We start from the raw sequence: 26,029 nt of genomic DNA on the forward strand, positions 1-26,029 counted from the left end.
GTGCGATCTGGCGGGCTCGCGGCAGTGCGATCTGCGGCGCTGACGATATCTGCCCTGCGTTCAGCCCCTCGGCAGCCACAAACTCTTCTCCTGCTGAACTGGGTATGTCGTCGTCGCGGGATCGACGGGGTGGGCGCGGCCATGCGCCGTGCCCGCCGTCGCGCCCCCGCGCCGCGCGTCTAGTGCGAGACCCGGCGCAGGAAGTCCTGCGTCCGCGGCTGCCTGGGATTGGCGAGGATCTCGGAGGGCGGGCCCTCCTCGACGATGTTGCCGCCGTCGATGAAGAGGACGCGGTCGGCGACTTCCCGCGCGAACTGGATCTCGTGCGTGACGATCAGCAGCGTCTTGCCGGTCGCGGCGACGCGGCGGATGACATCGAGCACCTCGCCGACGAGTTCGGGGTCGAGCGCCGAGGTCGGCTCGTCGAACAGGATGGCGGAGGGCTGCATGGCGAGCGAGCGGGCGATCGCCACGCGCTGCTGCTGCCCCCCCGACAAGGCCGGCGGGTACTTGTGCTCGTGCCCGGTGAGCCCGACCTCCGCGAGCAGCTTCATGCCGCGCTCGGTGGCCTGCGCCCTGTTCTCGCCCTTCACATAGACCGGCCCCTCGATCACGTTCTCGATCGCGGTGCGATGGGGGAACAGATTGAAGCGCTGGAACACCATGGCAACGTCGCGGCGCAGCAGGTTGATGCTGCTCTTGTGCGGTTCCACAGGCCAGCCATCGACCGAGATCTTGCCGCCCGAGAAAGCCTCCAGGCCGTTGATGCAACGCAGGAAGGTGGATTTTCCCGACCCGGACGGGCCGATGATGCAGGCGACCTTGCCGGTTTCGAACTCCGTCGAGATGCCCTTGAGCACCTCGACAGCGCCGTATGATTTCCTGAGGCTGTCGATCTTGATCATGAGTTCGGCCGCGACCTGATTTCAAGCTTGCTGACCAACAGGAGCAGCGGAAGGCAGATGACCATGTAGAGAAGCGAGACGAGGATGTAGATCGTCGAGTTGTCGTAGGTCGAGCTGGCGAGGACACGGCCCTGGAAAGCCAGTTCCGTCACGGTGATCGTCGATGCCAGGGATGAGTCCTTGAGCATCATCACGGCCAGGTTGCCCCAGGACGGCAGGGCGATCGGCACCGCCTGCGGGATGATCACTCGCCGCAGCATCAGCCACCAGTTCATGCCGATGGACTTCGCGGCCTCGATCTGCCCGCGCTCGACAGCCTTCAGGGCCGCCCGGTAGCTCTCGGCATGATAGACGGAATAGCCGACCCCGATGCCGATGATCGCGGCCTGCAGCGCCGTCAGCGAAAGTCCGACCGACGGCGCCACGAAGTAGATGAAGTAGAGCTGCACGAGAATCGGGATGCTGCGCAGCATGTTGATCAGTGCAGCCACCATCGGCGACAGCACCGGGATCTCCATGTAGCGAATGACCGCCCAGACCGCCCCCAGCACCGTCGACACGGCCAGCGAGCCGAGGGTGACGACGATGGTCATTTTCAGACCCGTCAGGAGGAAGGGCATGTACAGCCCGGCGCGCTCCAGAAATGCGTGCAGAAACTCCGTCATCGCTGTCAGATCTTCCACTTCTTGCGAAGCTTGGCGAAGACGTCCTCGGCCATCATCGCATCGATGGCTGCGTTCACCTGCGCGAGGAGCGCTGCTTCGTCCTTGCGGACGATGATGCCCTGCTCGGCCATGTCGACGGGCTTGTAGCTCTCGACGATGCGGATGCCGTTATAGGTGCCTTCGCCGATGTTGTAGGCGATCACGGGCTGGTCGGCGAAGCCGGCGTCGATGCGGCCATTGGCGACCTCGCGGACGATGTCGGGGATCAGGTCATAGGCCTTGACCTCCTTGAAGAGGCCCGACTTCAGCAGGTTGTCGTAATAGAAGGTGCCGGCCTGGGCCCCGACGGTCTTGCCCTTGAGATCGGAGCGCGTGACATAGGCGGCAGCGGTGTCGTCTTTCTTGACGAAGCAGGCCTCGCCGAAGCTGCTGACGATCTTGGAGAACGAGACGATCTCGGCGCGCTTGGGGGTGTAGGACACCGCTGCGGAGATCACGTCGATCTGGCCGGCGGTCAGCGACGGAATCAGCGCAGACCAGGCCAGCGGCACGATCTCGATCTTCAGATCCTTGCGCGCGGCGATGTCCTTGATGATGTCGACCATCAGGCCGTCGATCTGCTGCGTCTTCAGGTTCAGATAGGTGAAGGGCGAGCCTGTCGGGGTGCAGCCGACCCGCAGGACGCGCGGGGCCTGTGCGCGGGCGGCTGGAACTGCCGTCAGTGACGCGGCTGCACCGGCAGCCATGGTCATGATCTCGCGACGATTCATCATTGTTGTCTCTCCCGTTATCCAAGCGCTTTTTGCGGCTGCACCGACAGGGATCGGGGGTCGTCAGGCCATCGCCCGCAGCGCGCAGCCTGCGCCCGCGTGACGGATAGGCCTCCCGGGGCAACAGCACTGCGGCTCCCGGCCTCGTGATCCCTGTTCTACCGACGCACCCACGATCGCGGGCCACAGCCTGCGACATGATTTATGATGCATCTTGTTTGTTGTATTCATATGGATGTGTCAATCGGGATTCTCGGCGGGAGCCACTAGTCGGGGCTGCCGCAGAAATTCGGGAAAAGCCGTCAGCCTGACGCTGAGTTTTGCGGGCCAGCGGGCGAAGTGTCGGTGCGTCGGTGCCGGACATCGTGAACTGACCTAGTCCCACACTTGATGCATCATGGTTTGATTTCCGGCGACGCCGATGCGTAGACTGCAACGACCGGAGGAAGGATCAGGGCGGATGACAGAGCTTTCCGTGCTCAACCACGAAAATCTGAGCAATACCGTCTACGCGACCCTTTGCGACGCGCTGATCTCAGGGAAATTCAAGCCTGGCGACCGTATCAAGATCCGCGATCTCGCCGAGCGGCTCGGGACGAGCGTCACGCCCGTCCGGGATGCGATCATCCGGCTCAGCCACGACCATGCGGTCACTTTCCAGACGGCTCGCAACATCCAGATTCCGCTGCTGACCGAGGCGGCCTATTTGGAGATTCGCAGCATCCGCGTGCGGCTGGAGGCGCTTGCAGCCGAGACGGCGGCCGCAATCGCCGGCAAGCAGGACATCGCCAGGCTGGAGGGGCTGCTGGCGGAAAACGAAGAGGCGATCAGCCGTGGCGACGGCGCACGCGGCGCGGAACTCAACCAGATGTTCCATTTCCAGCTGGCCAAGATCGCCAATCTGCCGACGCTTAACGGTATCCTGCGCGGTCTCTGGCTGCAGACAGGCCCGGCCATTGCCGAGATCTACATGCAGGGCGGGCGCGAGATGGTCTCGCATCACTACGAGGTGGTCGAGGCCCTGAAGCGCGGGGACGGTGCGTCAGCCGCACGCGCGATCGCCGAGGACATCATCGAAGGCGGACGGCCCATACTCGATCGCCTGAGGCTGCCGCTCCGCGGCTAGTTCGGCAGAGCACCGGCCGCGTGGACGGCCTCGCCGGCGATCTGCTCAGTGCGAATATCCCCGCGTCCATCGGACAGGATCCGCGCGAGGCGGAGGGCCTGCTCGCGGGTCTCGAAATGGCCGACCTCGTGGAGATTGCGGCCGATCTTCAGGACGTAGAGACCCCAGGGCTTCGTCGCCGCCAGAACGGGCTGGGCGATCGAGCATCGCGCCTTGCGGACGATGAGCGTCTTGACGGTCATTGGAGTTGCGGCCTCCAGCATCGGAACTGGAGCCGTAGCGCGCAGCCGGGTCCGCGCCGTCCTTCATTCGCAGTAGCGGTGCTGTCTTCGATGGCGGGCGGGCCGCGTTGTTTCGCCAGCGCAAGCCGGGACAGGCCCCGGCATCCTAGTCGCTCGGCTTGCACTCCATCCTGACGCGCTGGCCGGGATTGGCGATCGTCTGGCAGGAGATCGACGCCGGAACCTGCTGCCCGCGGCTTGGCCGTGCGACCGGTCGAGCGGCCGATGCGACGGGTTTGACCCGCGGGGGCAGGGGGTGAGGCTGGGATTGGGCACGCGGCGCCTGAGCGAGTGCAGGCGGAGGCGAGGGGGCGGCGAGGGGGGCGCTTTCGACCGGAGCGACCGGCGCGACCGGCTCGGGCTGGGCCGACGGCCAGGGACGCCATGAGCCCAGGCGTGAGAAGGCCTCGGTGGCGGGCTTGGTGACCTCTGTGACATCGGGCATCGATTGCCCCATGCAGCCCGAGGCAATGACGGCAGCCAGGCAGGCCGTCGGGATCGGGAAGCAGTTCGACATCGGCCCCATCCTCCTAGAGCTGGATCTGGCCGGCGCGACTCGCGCCTTGCCCTCGATGATCGGCGACGGAGCGACGAGACGCAACCCCGATCGACCGGAGCCTCGCTACGCCCACGTTGCGTTGGAGGCATGTTCCCCGGGGAATGCCGTTCGCCCGCCTTGACGACTCGGCCGGGATCGCTGCATCCCGCCGCTCGAGTCAGGAGGCGGCGATGCGTGTCTGGATGGTTGCGGGGATGATGATGGCGGCCTTTGGTGCCGTCGCGCAGGATGGCGCACATGTCGCCACGCTCGCGAAGGTGAAGGGGCACAGGGCCGCCTGGGTTGGCACCTTCGTCCGGGTCGAGAACGTCACGATCTCTAACTTCACCCGCGCCAAAGGTGCGCTCGCGAGCGACGCGACCGGCAGCATCCGGATCGACGATATCGGCCTTTCGCTGCAGATGATCGGCCATCTCGAGCGCCATTGCGCCGGCGCGCCGTCGGGGCAGGGGCGCGCCGAATGCCATGGCGCGCTCGAATTCACGATGGTGGAGGCCGAGGCCTCGCGAGAGGGTCTCGTGATCAGCGACGTCAACTTCATTCCGGAGCTCTGACCGCCGAGGCGCGGGCGCTCGCCGCTTGGGGAACGCTGGCGCTCTGGCTTGCCATCACCGGACCATGGTGGGATGGCGCGTGCCGCGGGGGATTCCCGGGCGAGGCGCCCGATTCCGCGTCAGGCCGCGATAATCTGGCGCAGCGCGCGGACGATGCCGTCGACGGCCACGCTCGCAAGGACCAGGCCCATGACGCGGCTGATGACGCTGGCGCCGGCATTGCCGATCACGGCGATGATGCGCGAGGCCGCGAACAAGAGGAGCAGCAGCAGGCCGAGGATCACGACGATCTCGGTTATGGTCTCGAGTTGCTCGGCGACGCTGAAGCGCGAATTGTCGGTCAGCGTCATCACCGTCAGCATGGCACCGGGATTGGCGATGCCGGGGATCGCGAGCGGGTAGACCGCGCGCTCGAGATCGCCGGTGCGCATCAGCTTCTCGTCCTCCTCGAGTTTGGATTCTCCGAAGATCATCGTCAGGGCGAACAGGAAGAGGACGACATTCCCGGCGACCTGGAACGAACTCAATTCGATATCCATCGCCGTCAGCAAGACCTGTCCGCCGACGACGAAGAAGACCAGTACGAGCGCGGCCACGAGTGTTCCGCGAATCGCTACTCGCCTGGCTGCGGCTGCGCTCATGCCGGCCGTGACTGCTAGGAAGATTGGGAGTGTGCCGATGGGGTCGATGACGACCCAGAGCTTGACGAACTCAGTGACAAGCCGATCCATCGTGCGTTCCTGCGTTGCCACTCCGCCAGCAACTATAGCGGGAACTCGATACCGGGCCTACACTTCGGTAAGGGATAGGCACACCCTCGATTAATAAAGCATTTTGACAGCTCGCCCCGGGCAGCCCATTTGTTGCGCCGGAGACAGGCTGGCTTCGCCTCCTTCGCTAGAGACGATCAGGAAGCGCGACCGGGACCAGTCATGTCAGACGCCGAACATCTCCGCGCCTTGATCCGCAAGATGGAAAGCATTTCGGAGCTGTCGAGCGCCGAGCGGCAATTGCTGCTCGACCTTCCGCTCACGATCAAGCGCTACGAGGCCGGCACCGACATCATCAGCGAAGGCGACAAGACCAAGCATTGCTGCCTCGTGCTCGAGGGGCTGGTCTGCCGCTACAAGACCGTGGAGAACGGCAATCGCCAGATCCTGTCGCTGCACATCCCGGGCGATATTCCCGACCTGCATTCGCTCCATATCGAGCAGATGGACCACAGCCTCGGCACGCTGACGGTGTCACGCGTCGGTTTCATTCCGCATGAATCGGTCCTGCGCCTGAGCCGCAGTTCCTATCGGATCGCGGAAGCGTTCTGGCGCGAGGCGCTGATCGACGCGGCGGTGTTCCGCGAGTGGATGGTCGGCATCGGCCGCCGCTCCGCCCAGAGTCGGCTGGCCCATTTCCTCTGCGAGTTCGCCACGAAGATGCGCGCTGTCGGCCTCTCCGACGGCATTCACTTCGAGCTCCCGATGACGCAGACGGAGATCGGCGATGCGCTGGGGCTTTCGACGGTTCACACCAACAAGACGCTCAAGGTCTTGCGCGAGAGCGGGCTGATCGAACTGCGCGGGCGACGGCTTAAGCTGCTGGACTGGGACGCGCTCTGCGAACTCGGCGAGTTCGACGCCGCCTATCTCCATCTGCGCGAGTGATGCGATAGGCTAGCGCCGCAACGCCGCCTCGATACCTGCCGCGATCGCAAACAAAGCGTGGTCGCCGCCGGTCTCGCCCATCAGCGTCAGCCCGACCGGCGCCTCGCCGGCTGCATGGCAGGGCAGGCTGAGCGCGCAGCGATCGAGGAAATTGCCGAGGCTCGGATTGCGCAGGACCAGGCCATTCAGCCGGAAATACTCGGCGTCCTCCGCGAGTTCGTCGAGGCGCGGCGCGATGATCGGGCAGGTCGGCATCAGCACCGCGTCATAGGCCCGGGTCTGCGCGTCCATCGCCGCGACGATGCGCTGCCGTGTCTGGAGCAGGTCGACATAGTCGGCTGCGAGTATCTTGGCTCCGGTGGCGATGCGGCTGCCGACACGGGGATCGTAGAGATCGCCCTTTTCGGCGAGCAGGTCGCGGTGCCAGGCAAATGCTTCGGGAGCGGTGAGGTGGCCCTTGGCCGTGGCCTTGCCGATTTCGGATAGCGGGCTGAAATCGACCTCCTCGATGACGGCGCCAAGCCGGCTCAACTGGCTGATTGCGCGGTCGAAGGCGGCCGAGACGGTGGCGTCCATGCCGTCGCGGACGATCTGCGTCGGGATCGCCAGGCGCAGGCCCTTGACGGGGCGCGGCACGGGGAAGGTGGGCGTCTCCCCGGCCAGGACCGCGTCGACGATGGCGCAGCAGGCGACGCTGGCGCCGAGCGGGCCTAGCGAATCGAGGCTGGAGGAGAGCGGGATCACGCCGTCGAGCGGCACGCGGCTTGCCGTGGGCTTGTAGCCGACGATGCCGCAGAAGGCCGCCGGGATGCGGCACGAGCCGCCGGTGTCGCTGCCGAGCGCAACGACCGCCATGCCGTCGGCGACCGCGACGCCAGAGCCCGAGGAGCTGCCGCCGGGAATGCGGCGGCCGGCCCGGTCCCAGGGGCTCAGCGGCGTGCCGTAATGCGGGTTCGCGCCAATGCCGGAATAGGCGAACTCGGTCATGTTGGTGCGGCCCACGGGGATGAAGCCGGCCGCGAGCATGCGCGCGATCGTCGGCGCGTGGCGCGTCGTAGGTGCGCTGCCCGCCAGCGCGCGCGAGCCGGCCATGCTGGTTTCTCCGGCGACGTCGTAGAGGTCCTTCACGCCGAAGGGGATGCCGGCATAGGGGCTGGCGGCCCGGCCGGCACGGCGCAGGGCGTCATGCGCGTCGGCGGATGTGCGAGCCGCCTCGGCGGAGACCGAGATGAAGGCGCGGGCGCCTTCCCCGGCGGGATCGGCGATCTTCTCCAGGCATTCTTCCACGAGGCTTCGTGCGGTCAGCGTGCCGTTGGCCATGGCTTGGGCGCTGCTCTGGACGGTACGCATGATCTCTCCTCCGGGGCGTCATCGTAAGAATCGGCTGTAGCCGGGGGCCGCAGCAAAATCCATGGGCGATGGCACTTTACGCTTGCCGTCTTTGCGAGCGCAGCGAAGCAATCCAGGGGGTAGCTCTACGACGTCTGGATTGCTTCGTCGCTGCGCTCCTCGCAATGACGGAAGGGCGCTGGCGGGCGTTACGCCGCTGCGCTGCCGTCGCGGCGTTGTTGTGGCAGCAGGAAGGGCAGGCCCGGCGAGGGGGCGCGGCTGAGCGAGAGATCGACCCGGAAGACCTGGCGAAGCAGCGCCTCGTCGAGCGTGGCGGCAGGTGGCCCCTTCGCGATGATGCGTCCCTGGTCCATCACCACGAGCTCGTCGGCATAGGTCACGGCGAGGTTGAGGTCGTGCAGGACGATCAGCACCGCGAGGCCCTCGGCGGCGAGGGCGCGCGCCTTGTCGAGCAGGGCGAGCTGGTGGCAGAGGTCGAGGCTGGCGATCGGCTCGTCGAGGAACAGCGCCTGCGGCTGGTCCAGGCTGCGTCCGGCCTCGAGCTGGCAGAGAACGCGCGCGAACTGCACACGCTGCTGCTCGCCGCCCGAGAGTGTCTGGTAGCTGCGCCCGGCAAGATCGAGCACGCCGGCGGCCATCAGGCAGGAGGCGACGATCGTCTCGCGCTTCTGCCGGGTCATGGCGCGGCCGATGCCATCGACGCCGAGCCGCGCGACCTCGTAGACCGAGAACGGGAAGGCGAGCCTGGTGTGCTGCGCCATCACGGCGCGTCGGCAGGCGAGACGCCAGCCGGGCATGGAGGCCACGGGCTCGTCGTCGAGCGAGATTGCGCCCCGGCTGGGCTTCAGTTCGCCGGTCATCAGCTTGAGCAGCGTCGATTTGCCGGCGCCGTTGGGGCCGATCAGCACGATGGTCCGTCCCGGCTGCATCGACAGGGAGGCGTCGTCGACGAGCTTTCTGCTACCGACTGAAAAGGTCAGGCCCTCGCCGACCAGGAACGAGCGGTTCACAATCTCAGCCATCGAGGTGACCGGCACGGCGCAGCAGCAGCCACAGGAAGAAGGGCGCGCCGATCGCCGCCGTGACAATGCCGATCGGCAATTCGGAAGGGATAACAACCATGCGCGCCACGATATCGGCGCCGACCAGCAGGGTTGCGCCGCCGATCGCCGAGAGGGGCAGCAACAGGCGGTGGTCGGGCCCGATCACGAGGCGGATCAGATGCGGCACGACGATGCCGACGAAGCCGATCACGCCGGCCGTCGCGACACCAGCGCCGACCGCGAGCGCGACGAGCAGGATGGCGAGCCCCTTGATGCGCTGGACCGGCAGGCCGAGATGGTAGGCCTCCGCCTCGCCCAGCATCAGCGCATTGAGGCCGCGCGCGAGCAGCGGTACGGCAAACAGCAGCGGCAGGATGATCGGGGCGACGACCATGAGCTTCGACCAGCTCGCGCCGCCGAGGCTGCCGAGCGACCAGAAGGTCAAATCGCGCAATTGCCTGTCGTCTGAGAGGTAGGCGAGCAGCCCGGTCATGGCCCCCGCAAGCGCTCCGAGCGCGACGCCGGCCAGCAGCATCGTGGCAACCGAGGTGCGGCCTTGTCGGGTCGCGATCAGGTAGAGCGCGAGCGTCGAGATCAACCCGCCGCAGAAGGCGCCGACGGGCAGCATGGCGAAGGGCAGCCGCATGCCGGTTCCGGCCAGCAGACGGTCACCGAGCACGATGGTCGTGGCCGCGGCAAGCCCGGCGCCGGCCGAGACGCCGACGAGGCCGGGATCGGCAAGAGGATTGCGGAACAGCCCCTGCATCAGCGCACCGGAGACAGCAAGCGCTGCACCCACCAGCATGCCGAGCAGGACGCGCGGCAGCCGGATGTTGAGGACGACCAGCGCATCGCGCCCGGTCAGCAGTTCGTCCTGGCCGAAGAGGCGCGCCATCAGGATCTCGGCGACGCGGCCGGGCGCGATCGAGACAGCGCCCTGGCCGATGGCGAGGATGCCGAGCACGAGGCAGAGCAGGCTCAGGCCGATCACGGCCGTCAGCGCCTGCCGGCGTCGATTTGCGGCAAAATTCGCGAGCGCCGACACCGCGGCAAGCTCTGCGGGGCGGGCGGCCAGTGTCACTGAAGCGCTGCCGTCTTGAGCGGAGGTATCGTGGTTTCAGGATAGAGCGCCGCCATCAGGTCGCGCGCGGCGGCAGGCGTACGCGGGCCAAAGCCGAGCAGATAGAGCCCGTCCATCAGGATATGGCCACGGCGCGCCGCAGCTGGCGTCTGCGAGAAGGCAGGCATCGCGAAAAGCTCTTCGGTCGTGGTGTTGTGGTTGGTCCCGTTGTTCATCATCAGGATGACGTCGGGCGCAGCCGCGATCACGGCTTCGTCGCTCATCGGCTTGTAGCCTTCGATCATGTCGGCGGCATTGATCCCGCCGGCGAGCTTGATGATGCCGTCGCCCGTGCTGTTGCGGCCGCCGACCAGAGCGCGGCCGTTCTGGAGCGAGAGCACGAACAGGACCCGACGCTTCGCCGGCAGGGCGGCGCGCAGCGTCGCGACCTCGTCGAAGCCGGCCTTGGTCTGTGCCGCCAGCCGGCGCGCGGGCTCGGCAGCTTCGGCTATCGCGCCGATCTGCTCGATCTTGGCGACGACGCCTTCCGGGCTGGTATCGTCAGAGACGCGCACGAGGCGCACCCCGGCCTCGCTGACCAGCGAGATTGCGTCGGGGGGGCCGGCGCCGTCGATCGCCAGGACCATCGAGGGCTTCAGCGACAGGATGCCCTCGGCCGAAAGCGCGCGGACATAGCCGATATTGGGCTTGTCCTTTAGCGCTTGGGCGGGGAACTGGCTGGTGGAATCGATGCCGACGAGCCGGTCCTGCAGGCCCAGCAAGTAGAGGACCTCGGTAATGACGCCACCGGCAGCGACGATCCGCTCCGGGGTCTGTGCGACAGCGCGGCCGATCAGCCTGTCGGGGCCGGCGAGCCCGCCGGCAGCCAGCAGCGTCAGCACGAGCGCGGCGCAGATCTCGCGCCGGTCGAGCCGGTGCTTGCGGCCGGGCAGGGCGGCTGGGTGGCAGTGCATTATCGGTTCTCCGTCGGGCATCAGGCGATGCGGAGCGGTGGCACCAGCGTCGTGGCCTTCCATCGCAAGCATCTTTCGTTCCGGTATAAGTAATTCTTCTTTTTAATTATTCTAATTCAGCAAGAGTAGCGCTGTTGCCGCTGTTGATATTCAGCTTTACTACATAGGGTCAAGAGCGATAGGTCGGGATCCACGTTGAGGTGCCGGAGCTGGAAGGCAGGCGGCTTCAGCAGGCCCAGGCGGCAATGCTCGGGCCCCGGAATACCGAAATCAGCCAGGCCGTATTCAAGTCACACAAGGATAACATCGATGTTCATCGCCATGAACCGCTTCAAGGTCGTCAAGGGAGCGGAAGCCGACTTCGAGACGGTGTGGTCGTCGCGCAAGACCCGCCTCGACGAGATGCCGGGGTTCCTTGCCTTCCACCTGCTCAAGGGGCCGGAGAAGGAGGACCACACGCTCTACTCCTCCCACACCACCTGGGCTTCCAAGGAAGAATTCACGGCCTGGACCAAGTCCGACCAGTTCCGCGAGTCGCATCGCCGGGCCGGCCAGCCGCGCGAGACGCCGCTCTATCTCGGCCACCCCGAGTTCGAGGGTTTCGAGACCGTTCTGAGCGAGAGCAATCCGCGCCTTCAGGCGGCCGAGTGAGCGGAGAGGGACCCATGTCGGTTCTGGAAATGGCGGCGCCTGACGCCGACAAGATGGCTCGTGTCAGGCAGATGCTGGCCGAGAAGCCCGATGGCGTGATCGAGGCCGTCGCCCGCGAGGTCGGCGTGTCGACGCTCGCCGTACTCAAGGAGGCGCCGGAGGACCAGCGCGTCGGGATCGCGGCCGAGCATTTCGAGGCGCTCTGGCAGCAGCTCGCCACCTGGGGCACGGTGCTCTTCATCGTGCATACACCCGACATCGTGCTCGAATGCGAGGGCTCGCTGCCGGTCGGTTCCTTCGGCCATGGCTACTACAACATCCATGGCGACAGCCCCATCGGAGGCCACATCAAGGCGGGTAACTGCGCGGCGATCTATCTGGTCGACAGGCAGTTTCATGGCCGGCGCTCCTGCTCCGTGCAGTTCTTCAACGGCGCGGGCGAGGCCATGTTCAAGGTCTTCGTGCGCCGCGACGCCAGCCGTGCGCTGCTCCCGGAGCAGGTCGCGTCGTTCGAAGCGCTCAAGACCCGCTTCGTCTGAGCCCGGGCCGGTCGCGACGAAGCGATAGGGAAGCCAACCAATCCAGCTCGGGGGCCGGTCGCGACCGGCCCCCGATGCATATTCAGTCCTTGGTAGGGTTTTCATGTGCCTTTGGGCGAAACGAAACCCTGCCGGCCTCGACCGGCTCCGAGGCCGCCGGCTTTGAAAACGTTTGCCGTCATCCTGCTCCTGGCCTGCGCGTGCTGGCCGTACGGCGCCAGTGCCTACTGGAAGCGCTCGCATTGGGCCGCCTGCTCCGAGGCGCCGACCGATGCGGAGCGGATACGGCTGAACTGCTACATTTTCGCGCCGGCCTATGACTGGCCCGTCGACTTCGGCCACTCCTTTGGAGGGTATGAGGGCGGGGCGCGTGTGCCGGGGTTGCCGCAACCTCCGGTGATCCGCAAATACTAGGCCGGCCTCACCGGCCTCCGCGGCGTGGCGGCAGCAGATGACAGCGGCAGAAACAGCCTCGCAAAAAATATGCGATCGCCTTTGAACCTCCCGGGCGCCCGCTGCGACCAATGATTATGGACGGGCGAATGGTTCGCCCCGAAACGGATCATGGGAGCCAAGACGATGACGACTTTCAAGAAGACCGCGACCGCAGCGCTCGCCGCCCTCACCCTTTCCACCGCCATCCTCGCCAGCGCCGGCGGCGCCGAAGCCCGCCCCCGCTTCCATCGCGGCCATGGCATCGGCCTCGGCATCGTTGGAGCGCTCGCAGTCGGCGGCCTGCTCGCAGCCTCCTCCCGCGCGGCCTACGCCGAACCCGCCTATGGCTATGACGAGCCCGTGCGCCGGTGCGATCTGGTCGAGCGCGTCAATCGTTTCGGTGAGGTCATCGGTCACCGCCGGGTCTGCAGCTTCGACTGAGCGGCCTTGAGCCGACCACGCCAGAAAGAGCCGGCCGTGCCGGCTCTTTCCACGTCCGGGATGCGCAGCACGGCTGGCCAGTAGATCAGGTCAATGCGGGGCGCGTGGACCGATCGCCGGGCGGTTGCGCACCGGGACCGGAATCGGCCGCAGCGACTGCGCTGGCTGGACCGGCAGTTCGAGGAGGACGCCGAGACGGAGGAAGAGGCGTACGAGCAGGTCCATGTCAGTCCCTCAGCTTTGCGCGATGACGACGATTCCCGGCGCGACCGCGGCGATGCCGACATCTGCGGGCGGGTCCGAGATTCCAATGGAGGGCCGCTCTCAGCATAGGCTCTGCCGCTGCTTCGGTCAGCACTCCGCAAGGAGATCAAAGGGATATCGGCGTCGATTGAGGAGCCCCGGCTGTTGGACCGGAACTCCCTGACCCGGTTATCGCCCTGAAAATACTTCGAAATGCCTTACGGGGCAGGATGGTCTCGCCATAACGTTAAGATGGTCCTGCCGCTGCCTGAGAAATATCAGTCTAGTCCGCCTGCGCCGCTTGCGGGGCGAGGCCTGCTGTCGCCGTCGCGCCTTGAGTTTCGCGCTGCCGCGCCCATACTGCGCGGCACGCCAGATCTCGCAGCCTGCATCAGCCCGGTGAACCCGCCTTGATTTCAGCCGAAGAGTTGCGCCGCATCGCGACCTGGTCGCATGACCTGACGGAGCCGGAATTCGAGGAGGCGCGACGCGGCATCACGCTGAAGCTCTATGGAAAGGGCAGCAATATCTGCCATGTCGGCGACCGGCTGGAGTCCTGGACCGGTGTCGCCGATGGGCTGGTCAAGATGTCGACCACCACCAAGACCGGAAAATCGGCGACGCTTGCCGGCATGCGCGGCGGCGCCTGGTTCGGCGAGGGCACGGTGATCAAGGCCGAGCCGCGCCGCTATGAACTCGTGGCGCTGCGCGAGACGCGGCTCGCATTGATGCGGCGCTCGACCTTCCTCTGGCTGTTCGAGCACAGCGCCGCCTTCAACCGCTTCCTCGTGCATCAGTTCAACGAGCGGCTGGCACAGTTCATCGCGCTGGCGGAGACCGAACGCACGCTCGACTCGACCGGGCGGCTGGCGCGCAATCTCGCCTGGCTGTTCAACCCGACGCTCTATCCGGGCCAGGACCGGACGCTGGCGATCTCGCAGGAGGAGCTCGGGCTGCTCGCCGGCATCTCGCGGCAGGTCGCCAATCAGGGGCTGGCGAAGCTCGCCGATCTCGGCCTGCTGGAAGTCGGCCATGGCAGCGTCACCGTGCTCGATGTCGAGAAGCTGTCGCGCTACGAGCCGTGACGAGCGCTGGTATTTCGGTATCCGTCATTGCGAGCGAAGCGAAGCAATCCAGCTTCGTAGCGCTTTACGCCAGCCTGGATTGCTTCGCTTCACTCGCAATGACGGGGATGACGCAGGGAAAACAACGCAACGCGCTCTCACGATCGCGTGCACTTGGTTGCCTGATAGACCTCTGCAAGACCATAGCGACCAAATACTGTTCCGTCTGTCAAGTCCCCCCTTGCAATGACGATGGGCCACTGCGAGGCTTGCATGAAGAACAAGGGTCCGAAGTGGCCCGAACGAAGGTCGCTGCCATGAATGGCGACCGTAAAGGGTGGAGATGGCTATCGTGGCAAGCGCAAGCGCCGGCCCTGCGGATACCTTTCCGAAGTTGCTGCTGCGCAATGCGCGGGAGCGCAGCCAGCGCATCGCGTTCCGGCACAAGGACCTCGGAATCTGGCAGTCCTGGAACTGGGAGCAGGTGGCGGACGAGGTCCGCAGCTTCGCCAAGGGGCTCCAGGAACTCGGGCTGAAGCGCGGCGAGAAGATCGCGATCATCGGCTACAACCGGCCGCGGCTCTACTGGTCGATGGCTGCTGCGCAATGGCTCGGCGCGGTCCCGGTACCAGTCTATGCCGACAGCGTCGCTGACGAGATGGCCTACGTGCTGGACCATGCCGAGGCGGTCTTCGCCGTGGTGCAGGACCAGGAACAGGTCGACAAGGTGCTCTCGATCGGCGAGCGCCTGCCGCAACTAAGGCAGATGCTGTACGACGAGCCGCGAGGCCTGCGCGACTACGATCACGGCAAGCTGCACGACATCGACAAGGTCATCGCAAGCGGGCGGGCCGCGCTGAAGGCGAGCCCGGAGGCTGCCGCCGCGCATGAGCGCGAGATGGAGCAGGGCGCGGGCACCGATCTCGGCATCATCCTCTACACCTCGGGCACCACCGGGCGGCCGAAGGGCGTGATGCTGAGCCATTTCAACGTCATCACCGCCGCCGAGATCGGCTGCCAGTTCGACGGGCTCAACGAGAGCGACGAGGTCATCGCCTATCTGCCGATCGCCTGGGTCGGCGACCACGTGTTCTCCTACGCGCAGGCCATCGTGGCCGGCTTCTGCGTGAATTGCCCGGAAGGGCCCGAGACCGTCGTCGACGACCGGCGCGAGGTCGGCACCACCTATGCCTTTGCGCCGCCGCGCGTCTTCGAGACCATGCTGACCATCACCATGGTGCGGATGGAGGATGCCGGCCCGCTGATGCGCAAGGCGTTCCACTATTTCCTCGGCGTCGCCAAGCAATGGGGCGAGAAGATCCTCAATGGCGAGAGCGTGCCGCTGTCGGCGCGGCTGCTCTACACGCTCGGCGACATCGTGATCTATGCGCCGCTGCGCAATCGCTTCGGCCTGACCAACATCAAGGTCGGCTACACCGCCGGCGAGGCGATCGGCCCCGAACTCTTCAAGTTCTATCGCTCGATCGGGGTGAACCTGAAGCAGCTCTACGGGCAGACGGAAGCGGGCGTCTACATCACCATGCAGCCCAATGGCGAGATCAAGGCCGACACGGTCGGCAAGCCGGCGCCGCTGGTCGAGATCCGGATCGATGACAATGGCGAGGTGCTCTACCGCTCGCCCTCGATCTTCGGCGGCTACTACAAGGACCCCGAGAAGACAGCCGAGACGATGACGGCCGATGGCTATGTCCGTTCGGGCGATGCCGGCTTCTTCGACGAGAGCGGGCACCTCAAGATCATCGACCGCGCAAAGGATGTCGGCAAGCTCTCGAATGGGGAGCTGTTCCCGCCCAAATACATCGAGAACAAGCTGAAATTCTATCCCAACATCAAGGAGGTCGTGGCCTTCGGGCAGGGCCGGGACTACGCCACCGTCGCACTCAACATCGACCTCACCGCAGTAGGCAACTGGGCCGAGCGCAACAATGTCGTCTACGCCTCCTACCAGGAGCTCGCCGGCCACCCGCTGGTCTACGACATGATCGCCAAGCATATCGACGAGGTGAACCGCTCGCTAGCGGCCGAGCCGCTGATGGGCGGGGCGCAGATCAAGCGCTTCCTGATCCTGCACAAGGAACTCGATGCCGATGACGGCGAACTGACACGGACCCAAAAAGTCCGGCGCGGCTTCATCGCCGAGCGCTACGCGCCGCTGGTGAACGCGCTCTATGACGGTTCGGAGGCCGCCGACATCTCCACGGAAGTGACCTTCGAGGACGGCCGCAAGGGCGTGATCTCGGCCAACGTCAAGGTCCGCGACGCCGCTATCTATCCGGCAACGGCTCCAGCACCGGCGAGGGCGGCATGAACGTGGCAGCCATGAACGTCACCGGCGAACCGGTCCGGGGCAAGGGCGAGGTGCTGCTCGCGGTCGAGAACATCTCGCTGCGCTTCGGCGGGGTGAAGGCGATCTCGGACGTCTCCTTCGACATCCGCAAGGGCGAGGTGCGCGCTATCATCGGCCCCAACGGTGCCGGAAAAACTTCGATGCTGAACTGCATCAACGGCTTCTACCATCCGCAGGAAGGCCGCATCACCTATAAGGGCCAGCGCCGCGACAAGATGAAGCCGCATCGCGCGGCGGCGGCCGGCATCGCGCGCACCTTCCAGAACGTCGCCCTGTTCAAGGGCATGTCGACGCTCGACAACATCATGACCGGGCGCACGCTGAAGATGAACCGCAGCTTCTTCTGGCAGGCGCTGCGGCACGGCCCGGCGATGGCCGAGGAGATCGCGCATCGCCGCGTGGTCGAGGACATCATCGACTTCCTGCAGATCGAACACATCCGTAAATTGCCGGTCGGCAAATTGCCGTATGGCCTGCAGAAGCGCGTCGAGCTCGGCCGGGCGCTGGCGATGGAGCCCGAGCTCCTGCTGCTCGACGAGCCGATGGCCGGCATGAACCTCGAGGAGAAGGAGGACATGTGCCGCTTCATCCTCGACGTGAACAACCAGTTCGGCACCACGATCGCGCTGATCGAGCACGATATGGGCGTGGTGATGGACCTCTCCGACCGCGTCGTGGTGCTCGAATACGGCCGCAAGATCGCCGACGGCACCCCCGAGGAGGTCAAGGCCAACCAGGCGGTGATCGACGCCTATCTGGGAGTGGCGCATTGATGGCTGTTTCGCAATTCATCCTCCCCGTCAATGCGAGGCGCGCAGCGCCGAAGCAATCCAGAAGCCGTCGCGCGAGCCCTGCTGGATTGCTTCGCTGCGCTCGCAATGACGGCTGGTCGCAGCGGGGAGCAAGATCATGAGCGACGTCGCCGCCAGGCCTTCGCCTAACCTGCTCGCCAATGGCTGGGTCAAGGCCGGCCTGATCCTCGCCGCCATCGTGGTCGCGGCCATCGTCGGTGCGCAGCTCGATGGCTCAGGCACGCTCTACAAGATCTTCATCGACCCGTTCCAGCAGATGGTCGCCGCGCCCGACCTGCTCGCCCAGACGGTCTGGGAGGGGCTGGTCTCCGGCGTGCTCTATGCCCTGATCGCGCTCGGCTTCGTCCTGATCTTCAAGGCGTCGGGCGTGTTCAACTTCGCGCAGGGCATCATGGTGGTGTTCTCAGCACTGACGCTGGTCGGCCTGCATGAGATGGGCGTGCCGGCCTTCGTGGCGGTGATCCTGACGCTGGGCGTGATGTTCGTGCTGGCGGTGACGATCGAGCGCGTCGTGTTGCGGCCGCTGGTCAACCAGCCCGACATCATCCTGTTCATGGCGACCTTCGGCATCACCTATTTCCTGATCGGCTTCGGCGAGGCCGTGTTCGGCGGCAATCCCAAGCGGATGATCACCGAGCAACTGTACCTGCCGAGCGGCGCCATCGACCTGAAGATCCTGGGCGGCCTGGTCTCGCTGCAGAAGATCGACATCGCGGCTGCCGTCATCGCCTCGATCATGATCGCGCTGCTGGCGGTGTTCTTCCAGTACACCCGCATCGGCCGGGCGCTGCGCGCGGTCGCCGACAGCCACAAGGCGGCGCTCTCGGTCGGCATCTCGCTGAACCAGATCTGGGTCATCGTCTGGTTCACCGCCGGCATCGTGGCGCTGATCACCGGCATCATGTGGGGCGCGCGGTCGGACGTCTCCTTCGCGCTCGAGATCGTGGCGCTGAAGGCGCTCCCGGTGCTGATCCTGGGCGGCTTCACCTCGATTCCCGGCGCCATCGTGGGCGGGCTGATCATCGGCATCGGCGAAAAGCTCGGCGAGTTCTACTGGGGCCCGCTGATCGGCGGCGGCATCGAGAGCTGGCTGGCCTATTTCATCGCGCTCGGCTTCCTGCTGTTCCGGCCGCAGGGACTGTTCGGCGACAAGATCATCGAGCGAATTTGAGGGGCTGACAGCGTGTTCTACCGTGAAGCCGGCCAATTCAAATCGACCTACTCTGCCGACATGGCGGTGTTCCCGCTGCGGCAGGACAGGATCGGCATCGCCGTCATCCTGCTCATTGCCTTCGTCGGCGTGCCGCTGATCGGCAACGACTTCTTCACCTCCTCGGTGATGATCCCGTTCCTCGTCTTCTCGCTCGCCGCGATCGGGCTCAACATCCTGACCGGCTATACCGGGCTGATCTCGCTGGGCACCGCCGCCTTCATGGGCGTGGGCGCCTATGCCGCCTACAAGCTCACCACCTTCTTTCCCGGCGTGAACATCATCGTGCTGGTGCTGCTCTCGGGCCTGTTCTCGGCCGCGATCGGCGTGCTGTTCGGCCTGCCCTCGCTGCGGATCAAGGGGTTTTACCTGGCAGTCGCGACGCTTGCCGCGCAGTTCTTCCTGCAATGGGCCTTCGTGCGCGTGCCCTGGCTGTTCAACTACAATGCCTCGGGCGCGATCGAAGTGCCGCAGCGCCTGCTGTTCGACATCCCGATCACCGGCGCGTCGGCAACGCCCACCACCCGCTATTTCGTCTGCCTCAGCCTCGTCGTGGTGCTGACCTGGTTCGCCTCGAACCTGGTCCATGGCAAGCTCGGGCGCAGCTGGATGGCGGTGCGCGACATGGACATCGCCGCCGAGCTGATGGGCATAAAGCTGCTCAACGCCAAGCTGCTCGCCTTCGCGGTCTCGTCCTTCTATGCGGGCGTCGCCGGCGCCATGATGATCTTCTTCTGGTATGGCGGCGGCGAGGCTGCGGACGTCTTCAACATCCGGCTCTCCTTCAACATCCTGTTCATGGTCATCATCGGGGGCTTAGGCTCGCTGATCGGCTCCTTCTTCGGCGCGGCCTTCATCGCCAGCCTGCCGACCATCCTGAAATTCGGCCTGCCGGCGATCGGCGTGCCGCTGTCGGGCGCCACCGCCGAGCACGTCACCTTCATGCTGGTGGGCGCGCTGATCATCACCTTCCTGATCGTCGAGCCGCACGGGCTGGCGCGGCTCTGGCAGATCGGAAAGCAGAAATTGCGGACATGGCCGTTCCCCTACTGAAGCGGAGAGGGCCCAGGAAGACGACCGAGGCAACAAGAACGACCGGCGACGATGAAGCGCCGGCGATGGGCAGACCGGGCGGGCCGAGGGGCCCGGCCGGAGGAAACGAACGGAGGACACAGATGAAGACTAGCAGCTTGATGAAGGGCGCGGCTCTTGGAGCGCTGTTCGCCGCGGGGGCCGTCATTGCTCCGGCGAGCGCACAGGACAGCGTCTATTTCCCCAACAACGCCTATCGCACCGGCCCGTTCTCGGGCTCCGGCATCCCGATCGGTGACGGCATGCGCGACTACATCTCGATGATCAACGAGCGCGACGGCGGCGTGAACGGCGTCAAGATCGTCTATGAGGAGTGCGAGACCGGCTACGACACCAAGAAGTCGATCGAGTGCTACGAGCAGGCCAAGTCGAAGAACCCGATCATCTACTCGCCCTGGTCGACGGGCGCGACGCTCGCCGCGATCCCGCGCGCCCATGTCGACAAGATCCCGATCCTCTCGATGGCGTATGGCCTCTCGGCCTCGGCAGACGGCACCAACTTCCCCTGGGTCTTCATCCCGCCCTTCACCTATTGGGACGGCGCCTCGGTGATGGTGCGCCATATGGCCAATGAGCTCGGAGGCATGGACAAGCTCAAGGGCAAGAAGCTCGGGCTGATCCATCTCGACGCGCCCTTCGGCAAGGAGCCGATTCCGGTTCTGGAGAACCTCGCCAAGAAATACGGCTTCGAGCTGAAGCTCTATCCGGTGGCGGCAGCCGACATGCAGAATCAGGGTTCGCTCTGGCTCTCGATCCGCCGCGACCGTCCCGACTACCTCTACAACCAGGGCTGGGGCGCGATGAACCCGACCGCGGTCAAGGAGGCGGTGAAGAACAACTTCCCGATGAACAAGCTGGTCGGCGTCTGGTGGGCCGGTGGCGATGACGATGCGCGCGCCGGCGGCCCCGAGGCCAAGGGCTATCGCTCGCTCAACCTGAACGCGGCAGGCACCAACTTCCCCGTGATCCAGGACATCATCAAGCATGTCGTGGAGAAGGGTAAGAGCCTGGCGCCGAAGGATAAGGTCGGCGAAAACCTCTACAATCGCGGCGTCTACAACTCGATGCTGGTCGTCGAGGCGATGCGCAACGCGCAGAAGATCACCGGCAAGAAGGTGATCAACGCCGAGGACATGCGCCGCGGCCTGGAGAGCCTCAACATCACCGAGGCCCGCCTGAAGGAAATCGGCATGGACGGTTTTGCCACGCCGACCTCGATCTCCTGCACCGACCATTCCGGCCACAGCAAGATGTATGTCGCCGAGTGGGACGGCACCAAATGGACCAAGCCGGGCGACTGGCTCGAGCCGCTGAAGGACGAGGTGCGGCCGCTGATCGAGGCCAACGCCAAGGACTATGTCGAGAAGGCCGGCAACTGGCCCAAGCGGACGGAAGCCTGCGAGAAGTCGTCCTGACCAGGCTTTCGACCCTTCTCCCCTCCGGGGGAGAAGGTGGCCCGGCGTAATCGGGTCGGATGAGGGAAGGACGGGTGAGGACGGCGCCTTGCAGCCCTCATCCGTCTGCTTCGCAGCCACCTTCTCCCCTAGGGGAGAAGGATTGGAGGTTTGGATGTCTATCGCCACACTCGACCAGCCCGCCACCGCCGCCACCAGCGACACCATCCTGTCGCTGAACAATATCGAGGTGATCTATGATCACGTCGTGCTGGTGCTGAAGGGGGTCTCGCTGACCGTCCCGCGAAAAGGCATCGTCGCGATCCTCGGCGCCAACGGCGCCGGCAAGACCACGACGCTGAAGGCGATCTCGAACCTGCTCAAGGCCGAGCGCGGCGAGGTCACCAAGGGTTCGATCGTGTTCGAGGGCGAGCGCGTCGACAGGATGTCGCCCAACGAACTGGTGCGGCGCGGCTGCATCCAGGTGATGGAGGGGCGGCACTGCTTCGGCCACCTCTCGATCGAGGAGAACCTGCTGACCGGTGCCTTCACCCGCCGGGACGGCAATGCCGCGATCAAGCGCGACCTCGAGAAGATCTACGAGCTGTTCCCGCGCCTGAAGCAGCGCCGCAATTCGCAGGCGGGCTACACCTCCGGCGGCGAGCAGCAGATGTGCGCGGTCGGGCGCGCCATGATGTCGAAGCCGAAAATGATCCTGCTGGATGAGCCCTCGATGGGGCTCGCGCCGCAGATCGTCGAGGAGATCTTCGAGATCGTACGCCGGCTCAATGCCGAGGATGGGGTGTCGTTCCTGGTCGCCGAGCAGAACACCAACATGGCGCTGCGCTATGCGACCTACGGCTACATCATGGAGACCGGGCGCGTCGTCATGGACGGCGAGGCATCGATGCTGCGCGAGAACGAGGACGTGAAGGAATTCTACCTCGGCGTCGCCGAGGGCAACAAGAAATCCTTCCGCGACGTGAAGAGCTACAAGCGCCGCAAGCGCTGGCTGTCGTGATGCGGACTTGTCTCGCTTCGTCGTTGCGAGCGCAGCGAAGCAATCCAGCCCTGCGCTCGACGTCTCCTGGATTGCTTCGCTGCGCTCGCAATGACGGTGGGGCGCCTTGCCCCAATGATACCGATATATTGATAGGTCAGAGGTGATCGCGATGTCATCCAACGAGCACCACGACCCCCTCGAGACCCGCTCTGCCGAGGCGCGCGAGGCCGACCTGTTCGCGCGGCTGCCGGGCGTGCTCGAGGTGGCTTTGTCGACGCCGGGCTATGGCGCACATCTGGGGGCCATCGACCACGCCGCGATCACCAGTCGCGCGGCGCTCGCGCGCCTGCCGGTGCTGCGCAAGGCCGAGTTGCCCGCGCTGCAGAAGGCTGCTCTGCCCTTCGGCGGGTTCATCGCCAGTCTGCCCGGCTCCTTCGGGCGGCTCTTCACCTCGCCGGGGCCGATCTTCGAGCCCGAGGGCACGATCGCCGATGCCTGGGGCGCAGCGCGCGGCCTGTTCGCGGCCGGCTTCCGGCGAGGCGACATCGTGCTCAACACCTTCGGCTACCACCTGACGCCGGGCGGCTTCATCATGGATTCCGGCGCGCGCTCGCTGGGTTGCGCCGTGATCCCGGCCGGGCCGGGCAATACCGAGCAGCAGATGGAGGTGATCTCCGCCTATCGGCCGAGCGCCTATGCCGGCACGCCGGACTTCCTGAAGATCCTGATCGAGGCGGCCGATGCGCGCGGTGTCGACATCTCCTGCATCAAGCGCGCGGTGGTTTCCGGCGCTGCGTTTCCGCCGTCCCTGCAGGCCTGGGTGCGCGAGCGCGGCATCGACGCCTACCAGCTCTATGCCACAGCCGATGTCGGCGTGATCGCCTATGAGACCTCCGCCCGCGAAGGGATGGTGCTGAACGAGAACCTGATCGTCGAGATCGTGCGGCCGGGCACGGGGGATCCGGTCGCGGAGGGCGAGGTCGGCGAGATCGTGGTCACCAATCTCGATCCGCACCATCCGCAGATCCGGCTGGCGGTGGGCGACCTCACGGCGCTGTTGCCGGGCGTCAGCGCCTGCGGGCGCACCAATTCGCGCATCAAAGGCTGGATGGGCCGGGCCGACCAGACCGCCAAGATCAAGGGCATGTTCGTCCGGCCCGAACAGGTCGCCGAGATCGCGAAGCGTCATGCCGAGATCGCGAAGCTCAGGCTCGTGGTCGGGCGCGCCAACGAGGTCGACACGATGACGCTGAAGGCCGAGATCTATGGCGAGCCGGCCGGACTTGTCGACGCGATGTCGTTGAGCCTGCAGCAGATCACAAAACTCAAGGGCGCGGTCGAGATCCTGCCGCTTGGCGCTCTGCCCAACGATGGCAAGGTCATCGCCGACGAGCGGCCTGTGGGGTAGGTGGCGGCGCGTCATTCCGGGGCGGGCCGCAGGGCCCGAGCCCGGAACCCATGGACACCGCAGATCAACAAGCGTGACGCCGAAACCGCGTTCATCTCGTGCAACGCGTGGTCATGGGTTCCGGGCTCTTCGCTGCGCTAAGCCCCGGAATGACGGCGTTCGGCGCCTACGGCAGCTTACCAGTCGACCGGCTGCTCGCCCTGTTCCGCCAGCCACGCATTCGCCCTGCTGAACGGCTTTGACCCGAAGAAACCCCGCCTGGCCGAGAGCGGCGAGGGGTGGGGGCTCGCGATCACCAGATGGCGGCTTTCGTCGATCAGCGGGCGCTTGGCCTGCGCCGGCAGGCCCCAGAGCATGAACACCACATGCGGCCGTCGCTCGGAGACGGCGGCGATGACGGCGTCCGTGACCGCGCCCCAGCCGAGCCGCAGATGCGAGCCGGCCTTGCTCGCCCCTTCGCGCACGGTCAGGGCGGTGTTGAGCAGCAGCACACCCTGCCGGGCCCAGTGCGAGAGGTCCCCGTCGTGTGGTGCGGGCGTGCCGAGATCGTCGCTGCGCTCGCGATAGATGTTCACCAGCGAGCGCGGCAGCGGCGGCGGGCCGACATAGGAGAAGGCCAGCCCGTTGGCGTGGCCGGGCGTGGGGTAGGGGTCCTGGCCCAGGATGACCACGCGGACGTTGTCGAGCGGGGTCAGGGCCAGGGCTGCCAGCGAACGCGCCGGGCTGGGCGCAACGATGGCGCCCGAGTTCGCGTCGAGATCGACGGCTGCGGCGGCGGCTGCGGCGCTGCCGTTCGAGAACACGCCGAGCTGGCGCCAACCCTGTGCTGCGGGAGAGGCCAGGAAGGCCGCCAGGGCCTCGGTATAAGCAGTCACTTCAGCACGGCTCGCCCTTCGACCTTTGCGTCGATCGTGCCCAGCCGGCGCAGATAGACCATCACCTCATTGGCCATCAGCTTGCCGTCGGTCAAGCCGATCAGGGTCTTTCCGCGCGAGAGCGAGGTGTAGCCGTCGCCGCCCGACAGCATGAAGTCGTTGGAGGCCACGGTGTATGTGCCGGCAAGTTCGATCGGCTTGCCATCGACGGTGATGGCGGTGACGCGCCGGCCCGGCGGCTGCTTGATGTCGGCTTCGAACGACAACCCCGAGACCTCCGGGAAGCGCCCGGAGCCTTGCGGCGCCGGCGCGAGACCGTTCTCGATCGCATCCTTCACATCCTGGCCGGTGATCTCGACCATGACGGTGGCATTGCCAAAGGGCAGTTCGCTCAGCACGTCGCGCCGCGTCAGCTTGTGGCCAGCCGGATACTGCTTGTTGGCGCGGATGCCGCCGGCATTGGTGATCGCGAGCTTTGCGCCGGTCGCGCTGCGGATGGCATCGGCGAAGAGGTTGCCGATCGCGGTCTCCTGCGTGCGGATGATGCCGGTGCGGGAATCGAGCGGGGCCGCCAGCGTCGCAATCTCGATGTCGAGTTCCTTGGAAAGCTCGGCCTCGTAGCCCTTGACGATGGTGGCGATGGCCGGATCGGGCGTCGCCGCGCGGGAATCGTTGACGCGGAAGGTCGGCGTCCAGGAGACCTGCCGGCTGGCCCCCTCGCCGCGGATGCTGACGGCGATGTCGATCGCGGTGACGTAATTGCCCTCCTCGTTCGACTCCACCATCACGACCTTGCCGTCATAGCCAATGGCGAGGTCATGGTCGTGCCCGGTCAGGAGGACGTCGACGAGCCGCGAGCGCACGATCTCGTAGTCCATCCGGCGGTCGGCATGGACCACGCCGACGATGATGTCGGCGCCCTGCTGCTTCAGGCTCGCGCTCTCGCGGCGCAGCGCGTCCATTGTCGAGGAGAACTTCAGGTCTCCGGGGTTGGAGACCTGCGGCGTCGGGTCGAAGGCGGTGCCGATGACGCCGACCTTGATGCCGCCGAGCTCAAAAATCTGCGAATCCCGGTGACCCGGCAGGGTGTTGCCGGCGGCGTCGCGCAGATTTGCGGCGAAGGTCGGGTAGGTCTGCGCCGCGACCAGCTTGAGATAATTCTCCTTGCCGAAGTCGAATTCGTGATTGCCGGGCACGAAGACGTCGAGCCCCATCAGGTTCTGCATCGCCACGATATGCGCGCCCTGGTCGAAGCCCGACATCAGCGAGGGCGAGTAGCAATCGCCGGCATGGCAGAACAGCACCGGCACACCCTTGGCGCGCTCGGCTCTGGCGATGCCAGCTGCGCGGGCAAAGCCGCCCCGGCCCTTGTCGTCGCTCATCTTGTAGATGTCGTTGACCAGGAGGAGCGTGAAGGCGGGCTGTGGCGTCTGCGCCATGCCGGCGGGCGTGGTCGCGGCCATGGCAGCCGGAGCGGCGAGAACGCCGAGGGCTTTTCGGCGAGTCAGGTCGGTCATGGGCACGGTCCCGGGCGAGGGAGGATGGAGGC

General features: G+C 65.9%; 28 protein-coding genes. 15 read left to right on the forward strand and 13 right to left on the reverse strand.

The window, feature by feature from the left end:
• Positions 1–179 precede the first annotated feature (179 nt).
• The 3 genes from AC1D2L_RS13250 to AC1D2L_RS13260 are packed head-to-tail and all read right to left on the reverse strand — an operon-like array spanning position 180 to position 2,343.
• On the reverse strand, positions 180–905 hold the full coding sequence (locus AC1D2L_RS13250) for an amino acid ABC transporter ATP-binding protein (RefSeq protein ID WP_476846339.1): 726 nt from the start codon (positions 903–905) through the stop codon (positions 180–182).
• A complete protein-coding gene (locus AC1D2L_RS13255; protein ID WP_476846578.1) occupies positions 902–1,558 on the reverse strand; it encodes an amino acid ABC transporter permease in 657 nt (218 codons plus the stop codon). The genes AC1D2L_RS13250 and AC1D2L_RS13255 overlap by 4 nt, the downstream gene beginning before the upstream one ends.
• Positions 1,559–1,575: 17 nt before the next feature.
• A complete protein-coding gene (locus AC1D2L_RS13260) occupies positions 1,576–2,343 on the reverse strand; it encodes an ABC transporter substrate-binding protein (RefSeq protein ID WP_476846340.1) in 768 nt (255 codons plus the stop codon).
• Positions 2,344–2,800: 457 nt separating this feature from the next.
• Between AC1D2L_RS13260 and AC1D2L_RS13265 the strand changes: the two genes are divergently transcribed.
• Positions 2,801–3,466 (forward strand): GntR family transcriptional regulator, encoded by a 666-nt coding sequence (locus tag AC1D2L_RS13265; RefSeq protein ID WP_476846341.1) that lies wholly within the window; start codon positions 2,801–2,803, stop codon positions 3,464–3,466.
• On the opposite strand, the gene AC1D2L_RS13270 is transcribed toward AC1D2L_RS13265, so the two are convergent.
• Both AC1D2L_RS13270 and AC1D2L_RS13275 read right to left on the reverse strand, forming a co-directional pair.
• A complete protein-coding gene (locus AC1D2L_RS13270) occupies positions 3,463–3,708 on the reverse strand; it encodes a hypothetical protein (protein WP_476846342.1) in 246 nt (81 codons plus the stop codon). The two genes, AC1D2L_RS13265 and AC1D2L_RS13270, sit on opposite strands and share 4 nt — an antisense overlap.
• A 145-nt stretch (positions 3,709–3,853) precedes the next feature.
• Positions 3,854–4,264, reverse strand: coding sequence for a hypothetical protein (locus AC1D2L_RS13275; protein ID WP_476846343.1), 411 nt, complete (start codon positions 4,262–4,264; stop codon positions 3,854–3,856).
• Positions 4,265–4,476: 212 nt separating this feature from the next.
• Between AC1D2L_RS13275 and AC1D2L_RS13280 the strand changes: the two genes are divergently transcribed.
• Positions 4,477–4,860 carry a hypothetical protein gene (locus tag AC1D2L_RS13280; protein ID WP_476846344.1) on the forward strand — a complete coding sequence of 128 codons (384 nt, stop codon included), beginning with the start codon at positions 4,477–4,479 and terminating at the stop codon, positions 4,858–4,860.
• A gap of 119 nt (positions 4,861–4,979) precedes the next feature.
• Here the strand turns inward: AC1D2L_RS13280 and AC1D2L_RS13285 are convergent, their stop codons facing one another.
• Positions 4,980–5,591 carry a MarC family protein gene (locus AC1D2L_RS13285; protein WP_476846345.1) on the reverse strand — a complete coding sequence of 204 codons (612 nt, stop codon included), beginning with the start codon at positions 5,589–5,591 and terminating at the stop codon, positions 4,980–4,982.
• A gap of 201 nt (positions 5,592–5,792) precedes the next feature.
• On the opposite strand from AC1D2L_RS13285, the gene AC1D2L_RS13290 reads away from it, so the two are divergent.
• Entirely contained in the window at positions 5,793–6,518 is a 726-nt protein-coding gene (locus tag AC1D2L_RS13290; protein WP_476846346.1) for a Crp/Fnr family transcriptional regulator, read from the forward strand.
• Positions 6,519–6,527: 9 nt separating this feature from the next.
• On the opposite strand, the gene AC1D2L_RS13295 is transcribed toward AC1D2L_RS13290, so the two are convergent.
• The 4 genes from AC1D2L_RS13295 to AC1D2L_RS13310 form a co-directional block, all read right to left on the reverse strand.
• On the reverse strand, positions 6,528–7,868 hold the full coding sequence (locus tag AC1D2L_RS13295; protein ID WP_476846347.1) for an amidase: 1,341 nt from the start codon (positions 7,866–7,868) through the stop codon (positions 6,528–6,530).
• A gap of 188 nt (positions 7,869–8,056) precedes the next feature.
• Positions 8,057–8,890, reverse strand: a complete 834-nt coding sequence (locus AC1D2L_RS13300; protein WP_476846348.1) for a heme ABC transporter ATP-binding protein — start codon at positions 8,888–8,890, stop codon at positions 8,057–8,059.
• On the reverse strand, positions 8,883–9,992 hold the full coding sequence (locus AC1D2L_RS13305; RefSeq protein ID WP_476846349.1) for a FecCD family ABC transporter permease: 1,110 nt from the start codon (positions 9,990–9,992) through the stop codon (positions 8,883–8,885). Before AC1D2L_RS13305 ends, AC1D2L_RS13300 begins: the two co-directional genes overlap by 8 nt.
• Positions 9,989–10,945: a heme/hemin ABC transporter substrate-binding protein gene (locus AC1D2L_RS13310; RefSeq protein ID WP_476846350.1), complete on the reverse strand. Its 957-nt coding sequence runs from the start codon at positions 10,943–10,945 to the stop codon at positions 9,989–9,991. Before AC1D2L_RS13310 ends, AC1D2L_RS13305 begins: the two co-directional genes overlap by 4 nt.
• Before the next feature lie 309 nt (positions 10,946–11,254).
• On the opposite strand from AC1D2L_RS13310, the gene hmuQ reads away from it, so the two are divergent.
• From hmuQ to AC1D2L_RS13330, 4 genes are all read left to right on the forward strand, one after another.
• Positions 11,255–11,596 (forward strand): heme-degrading protein HmuQ, encoded by a 342-nt coding sequence (gene hmuQ / locus AC1D2L_RS13315; protein WP_476846351.1) that lies wholly within the window; start codon positions 11,255–11,257, stop codon positions 11,594–11,596.
• Between the two features lie 14 nt (positions 11,597–11,610).
• The gene (gene hutX, locus AC1D2L_RS13320; protein ID WP_476846352.1) at positions 11,611–12,135 is read left to right on the forward strand and encodes a heme utilization cystosolic carrier protein HutX; all 525 of its coding nucleotides are present in this window, start codon (positions 11,611–11,613) and stop codon (positions 12,133–12,135) included.
• 162 nt (positions 12,136–12,297) lie between these two features.
• Positions 12,298–12,549, forward strand: a complete 252-nt coding sequence (locus AC1D2L_RS13325) for a hypothetical protein (protein ID WP_476846353.1) — start codon at positions 12,298–12,300, stop codon at positions 12,547–12,549.
• Positions 12,550–12,714: 165 nt separating this feature from the next.
• Positions 12,715–13,011 (forward strand): hypothetical protein, encoded by a 297-nt coding sequence (locus tag AC1D2L_RS13330; protein ID WP_476846354.1) that lies wholly within the window; start codon positions 12,715–12,717, stop codon positions 13,009–13,011.
• A 90-nt stretch (positions 13,012–13,101) separates the two neighbouring features.
• On the opposite strand, the gene AC1D2L_RS13335 is transcribed toward AC1D2L_RS13330, so the two are convergent.
• The gene (locus AC1D2L_RS13335; RefSeq protein ID WP_476846355.1) at positions 13,102–13,236 is read right to left on the reverse strand and encodes a hypothetical protein; all 135 of its coding nucleotides are present in this window, start codon (positions 13,234–13,236) and stop codon (positions 13,102–13,104) included.
• Between the two features lie 428 nt (positions 13,237–13,664).
• Here AC1D2L_RS13335 and AC1D2L_RS13340 point away from each other — a divergent pair, with 428 nt between their 5' ends.
• The 8 genes from AC1D2L_RS13340 (at position 13,665) to AC1D2L_RS13375 (ending at position 23,605) form a co-directional block, all read left to right on the forward strand.
• Positions 13,665–14,339, forward strand: a complete 675-nt coding sequence (locus tag AC1D2L_RS13340; protein ID WP_476846356.1) for a Crp/Fnr family transcriptional regulator — start codon at positions 13,665–13,667, stop codon at positions 14,337–14,339.
• 322 nt (positions 14,340–14,661) lie between these two features.
• Complete coding sequence (locus AC1D2L_RS13345; RefSeq protein WP_476846357.1) at positions 14,662–16,647, forward strand: AMP-dependent synthetase/ligase; 1,986 nt, start codon at positions 14,662–14,664, stop codon at positions 16,645–16,647.
• The gene (locus tag AC1D2L_RS13350) at positions 16,644–17,459 is read left to right on the forward strand and encodes an ABC transporter ATP-binding protein (protein ID WP_476846358.1); all 816 of its coding nucleotides are present in this window, start codon (positions 16,644–16,646) and stop codon (positions 17,457–17,459) included. Before AC1D2L_RS13345 ends, AC1D2L_RS13350 begins: the two co-directional genes overlap by 4 nt.
• Positions 17,460–17,754: 295 nt before the next feature.
• Entirely contained in the window at positions 17,755–18,669 is a 915-nt protein-coding gene (locus tag AC1D2L_RS13355) for a branched-chain amino acid ABC transporter permease (RefSeq protein ID WP_476846579.1), read from the forward strand.
• A 12-nt stretch (positions 18,670–18,681) separates the two neighbouring features.
• Positions 18,682–19,761, forward strand: a complete 1,080-nt coding sequence (locus AC1D2L_RS13360) for a branched-chain amino acid ABC transporter permease (RefSeq protein ID WP_476846359.1) — start codon at positions 18,682–18,684, stop codon at positions 19,759–19,761.
• A 122-nt stretch (positions 19,762–19,883) separates the two neighbouring features.
• Entirely contained in the window at positions 19,884–21,215 is a 1,332-nt protein-coding gene (locus AC1D2L_RS13365; RefSeq protein ID WP_476846360.1) for an ABC transporter substrate-binding protein, read from the forward strand.
• 154 nt (positions 21,216–21,369) lie between these two features.
• Complete coding sequence (locus tag AC1D2L_RS13370) at positions 21,370–22,215, forward strand: ABC transporter ATP-binding protein (RefSeq protein WP_476846361.1); 846 nt, start codon at positions 21,370–21,372, stop codon at positions 22,213–22,215.
• A 151-nt stretch (positions 22,216–22,366) separates the two neighbouring features.
• Positions 22,367–23,605, forward strand: coding sequence for a phenylacetate--CoA ligase family protein (locus AC1D2L_RS13375; protein ID WP_476846362.1), 1,239 nt, complete (start codon positions 22,367–22,369; stop codon positions 23,603–23,605).
• Between the two features lie 176 nt (positions 23,606–23,781).
• Here the strand turns inward: AC1D2L_RS13375 and ung are convergent, their stop codons facing one another.
• Positions 23,782–24,480, reverse strand: coding sequence for a uracil-DNA glycosylase (gene ung, locus AC1D2L_RS13380; RefSeq protein WP_476846363.1), 699 nt, complete (start codon positions 24,478–24,480; stop codon positions 23,782–23,784).
• Positions 24,477–25,997 (reverse strand): bifunctional metallophosphatase/5'-nucleotidase, encoded by a 1,521-nt coding sequence (locus AC1D2L_RS13385; RefSeq protein ID WP_476846364.1) that lies wholly within the window; start codon positions 25,995–25,997, stop codon positions 24,477–24,479. The genes ung and AC1D2L_RS13385 overlap by 4 nt, the downstream gene beginning before the upstream one ends.
• Between the last annotated feature and the right edge of the window lie 32 nt (positions 25,998–26,029).

This window comes from Allobosea sp. P1_B10 (assembly GCF_056406735.1).

Bases quoted from the DNA above. Each gene is read 5' to 3' on its own strand.
- hutX (WP_476846352.1), top strand. From the start codon at position 11,611: ATGTCGGTTCTGGAAATGGCGGCGCCTGACGCCGACAAGATGGCTCGT.
- AC1D2L_RS13295 (WP_476846347.1), bottom strand. From the start codon at position 7,868: ATGCGTACCGTCCAGAGCAGCGCCCAAGCCATGGCCAACGGCACGCTG.
- AC1D2L_RS13365 (WP_476846360.1), top strand. From the start codon at position 19,884: ATGAAGACTAGCAGCTTGATGAAGGGCGCGGCTCTTGGAGCGCTGTTC.
- AC1D2L_RS13265 (WP_476846341.1), top strand. From the start codon at position 2,801: ATGACAGAGCTTTCCGTGCTCAACCACGAAAATCTGAGCAATACCGTC.
- AC1D2L_RS13375 (WP_476846362.1), top strand. From the start codon at position 22,367: ATGTCATCCAACGAGCACCACGACCCCCTCGAGACCCGCTCTGCCGAG.
- AC1D2L_RS13275 (WP_476846343.1), bottom strand. From the start codon at position 4,264: ATGTCGAACTGCTTCCCGATCCCGACGGCCTGCCTGGCTGCCGTCATT.
- AC1D2L_RS13300 (WP_476846348.1), bottom strand. From the start codon at position 8,890: ATGGCTGAGATTGTGAACCGCTCGTTCCTGGTCGGCGAGGGCCTGACC.
- AC1D2L_RS13280 (WP_476846344.1), top strand. From the start codon at position 4,477: ATGCGTGTCTGGATGGTTGCGGGGATGATGATGGCGGCCTTTGGTGCC.
- AC1D2L_RS13260 (WP_476846340.1), bottom strand. From the start codon at position 2,343: ATGATGAATCGTCGCGAGATCATGACCATGGCTGCCGGTGCAGCCGCG.
- AC1D2L_RS13285 (WP_476846345.1), bottom strand. From the start codon at position 5,591: ATGGATCGGCTTGTCACTGAGTTCGTCAAGCTCTGGGTCGTCATCGAC.
- AC1D2L_RS13370 (WP_476846361.1), top strand. From the start codon at position 21,370: ATGTCTATCGCCACACTCGACCAGCCCGCCACCGCCGCCACCAGCGAC.
- AC1D2L_RS13350 (WP_476846358.1), top strand. From the start codon at position 16,644: ATGAACGTGGCAGCCATGAACGTCACCGGCGAACCGGTCCGGGGCAAG.
- AC1D2L_RS13290 (WP_476846346.1), top strand. From the start codon at position 5,793: ATGTCAGACGCCGAACATCTCCGCGCCTTGATCCGCAAGATGGAAAGC.
- AC1D2L_RS13330 (WP_476846354.1), top strand. From the start codon at position 12,715: ATGACGACTTTCAAGAAGACCGCGACCGCAGCGCTCGCCGCCCTCACC.
- AC1D2L_RS13385 (WP_476846364.1), bottom strand. From the start codon at position 25,997: ATGACCGACCTGACTCGCCGAAAAGCCCTCGGCGTTCTCGCCGCTCCG.
- AC1D2L_RS13310 (WP_476846350.1), bottom strand. From the start codon at position 10,945: ATGCACTGCCACCCAGCCGCCCTGCCCGGCCGCAAGCACCGGCTCGAC.
- AC1D2L_RS13250 (WP_476846339.1), bottom strand. From the start codon at position 905: ATGATCAAGATCGACAGCCTCAGGAAATCATACGGCGCTGTCGAGGTG.
- hmuQ (WP_476846351.1), top strand. From the start codon at position 11,255: ATGTTCATCGCCATGAACCGCTTCAAGGTCGTCAAGGGAGCGGAAGCC.
- AC1D2L_RS13345 (WP_476846357.1), top strand. From the start codon at position 14,662: ATGGCTATCGTGGCAAGCGCAAGCGCCGGCCCTGCGGATACCTTTCCG.
- AC1D2L_RS13335 (WP_476846355.1), bottom strand. From the start codon at position 13,236: ATGGACCTGCTCGTACGCCTCTTCCTCCGTCTCGGCGTCCTCCTCGAA.
- AC1D2L_RS13355 (WP_476846579.1), top strand. From the start codon at position 17,755: ATGGTCGCCGCGCCCGACCTGCTCGCCCAGACGGTCTGGGAGGGGCTG.
- AC1D2L_RS13270 (WP_476846342.1), bottom strand. From the start codon at position 3,708: ATGACCGTCAAGACGCTCATCGTCCGCAAGGCGCGATGCTCGATCGCC.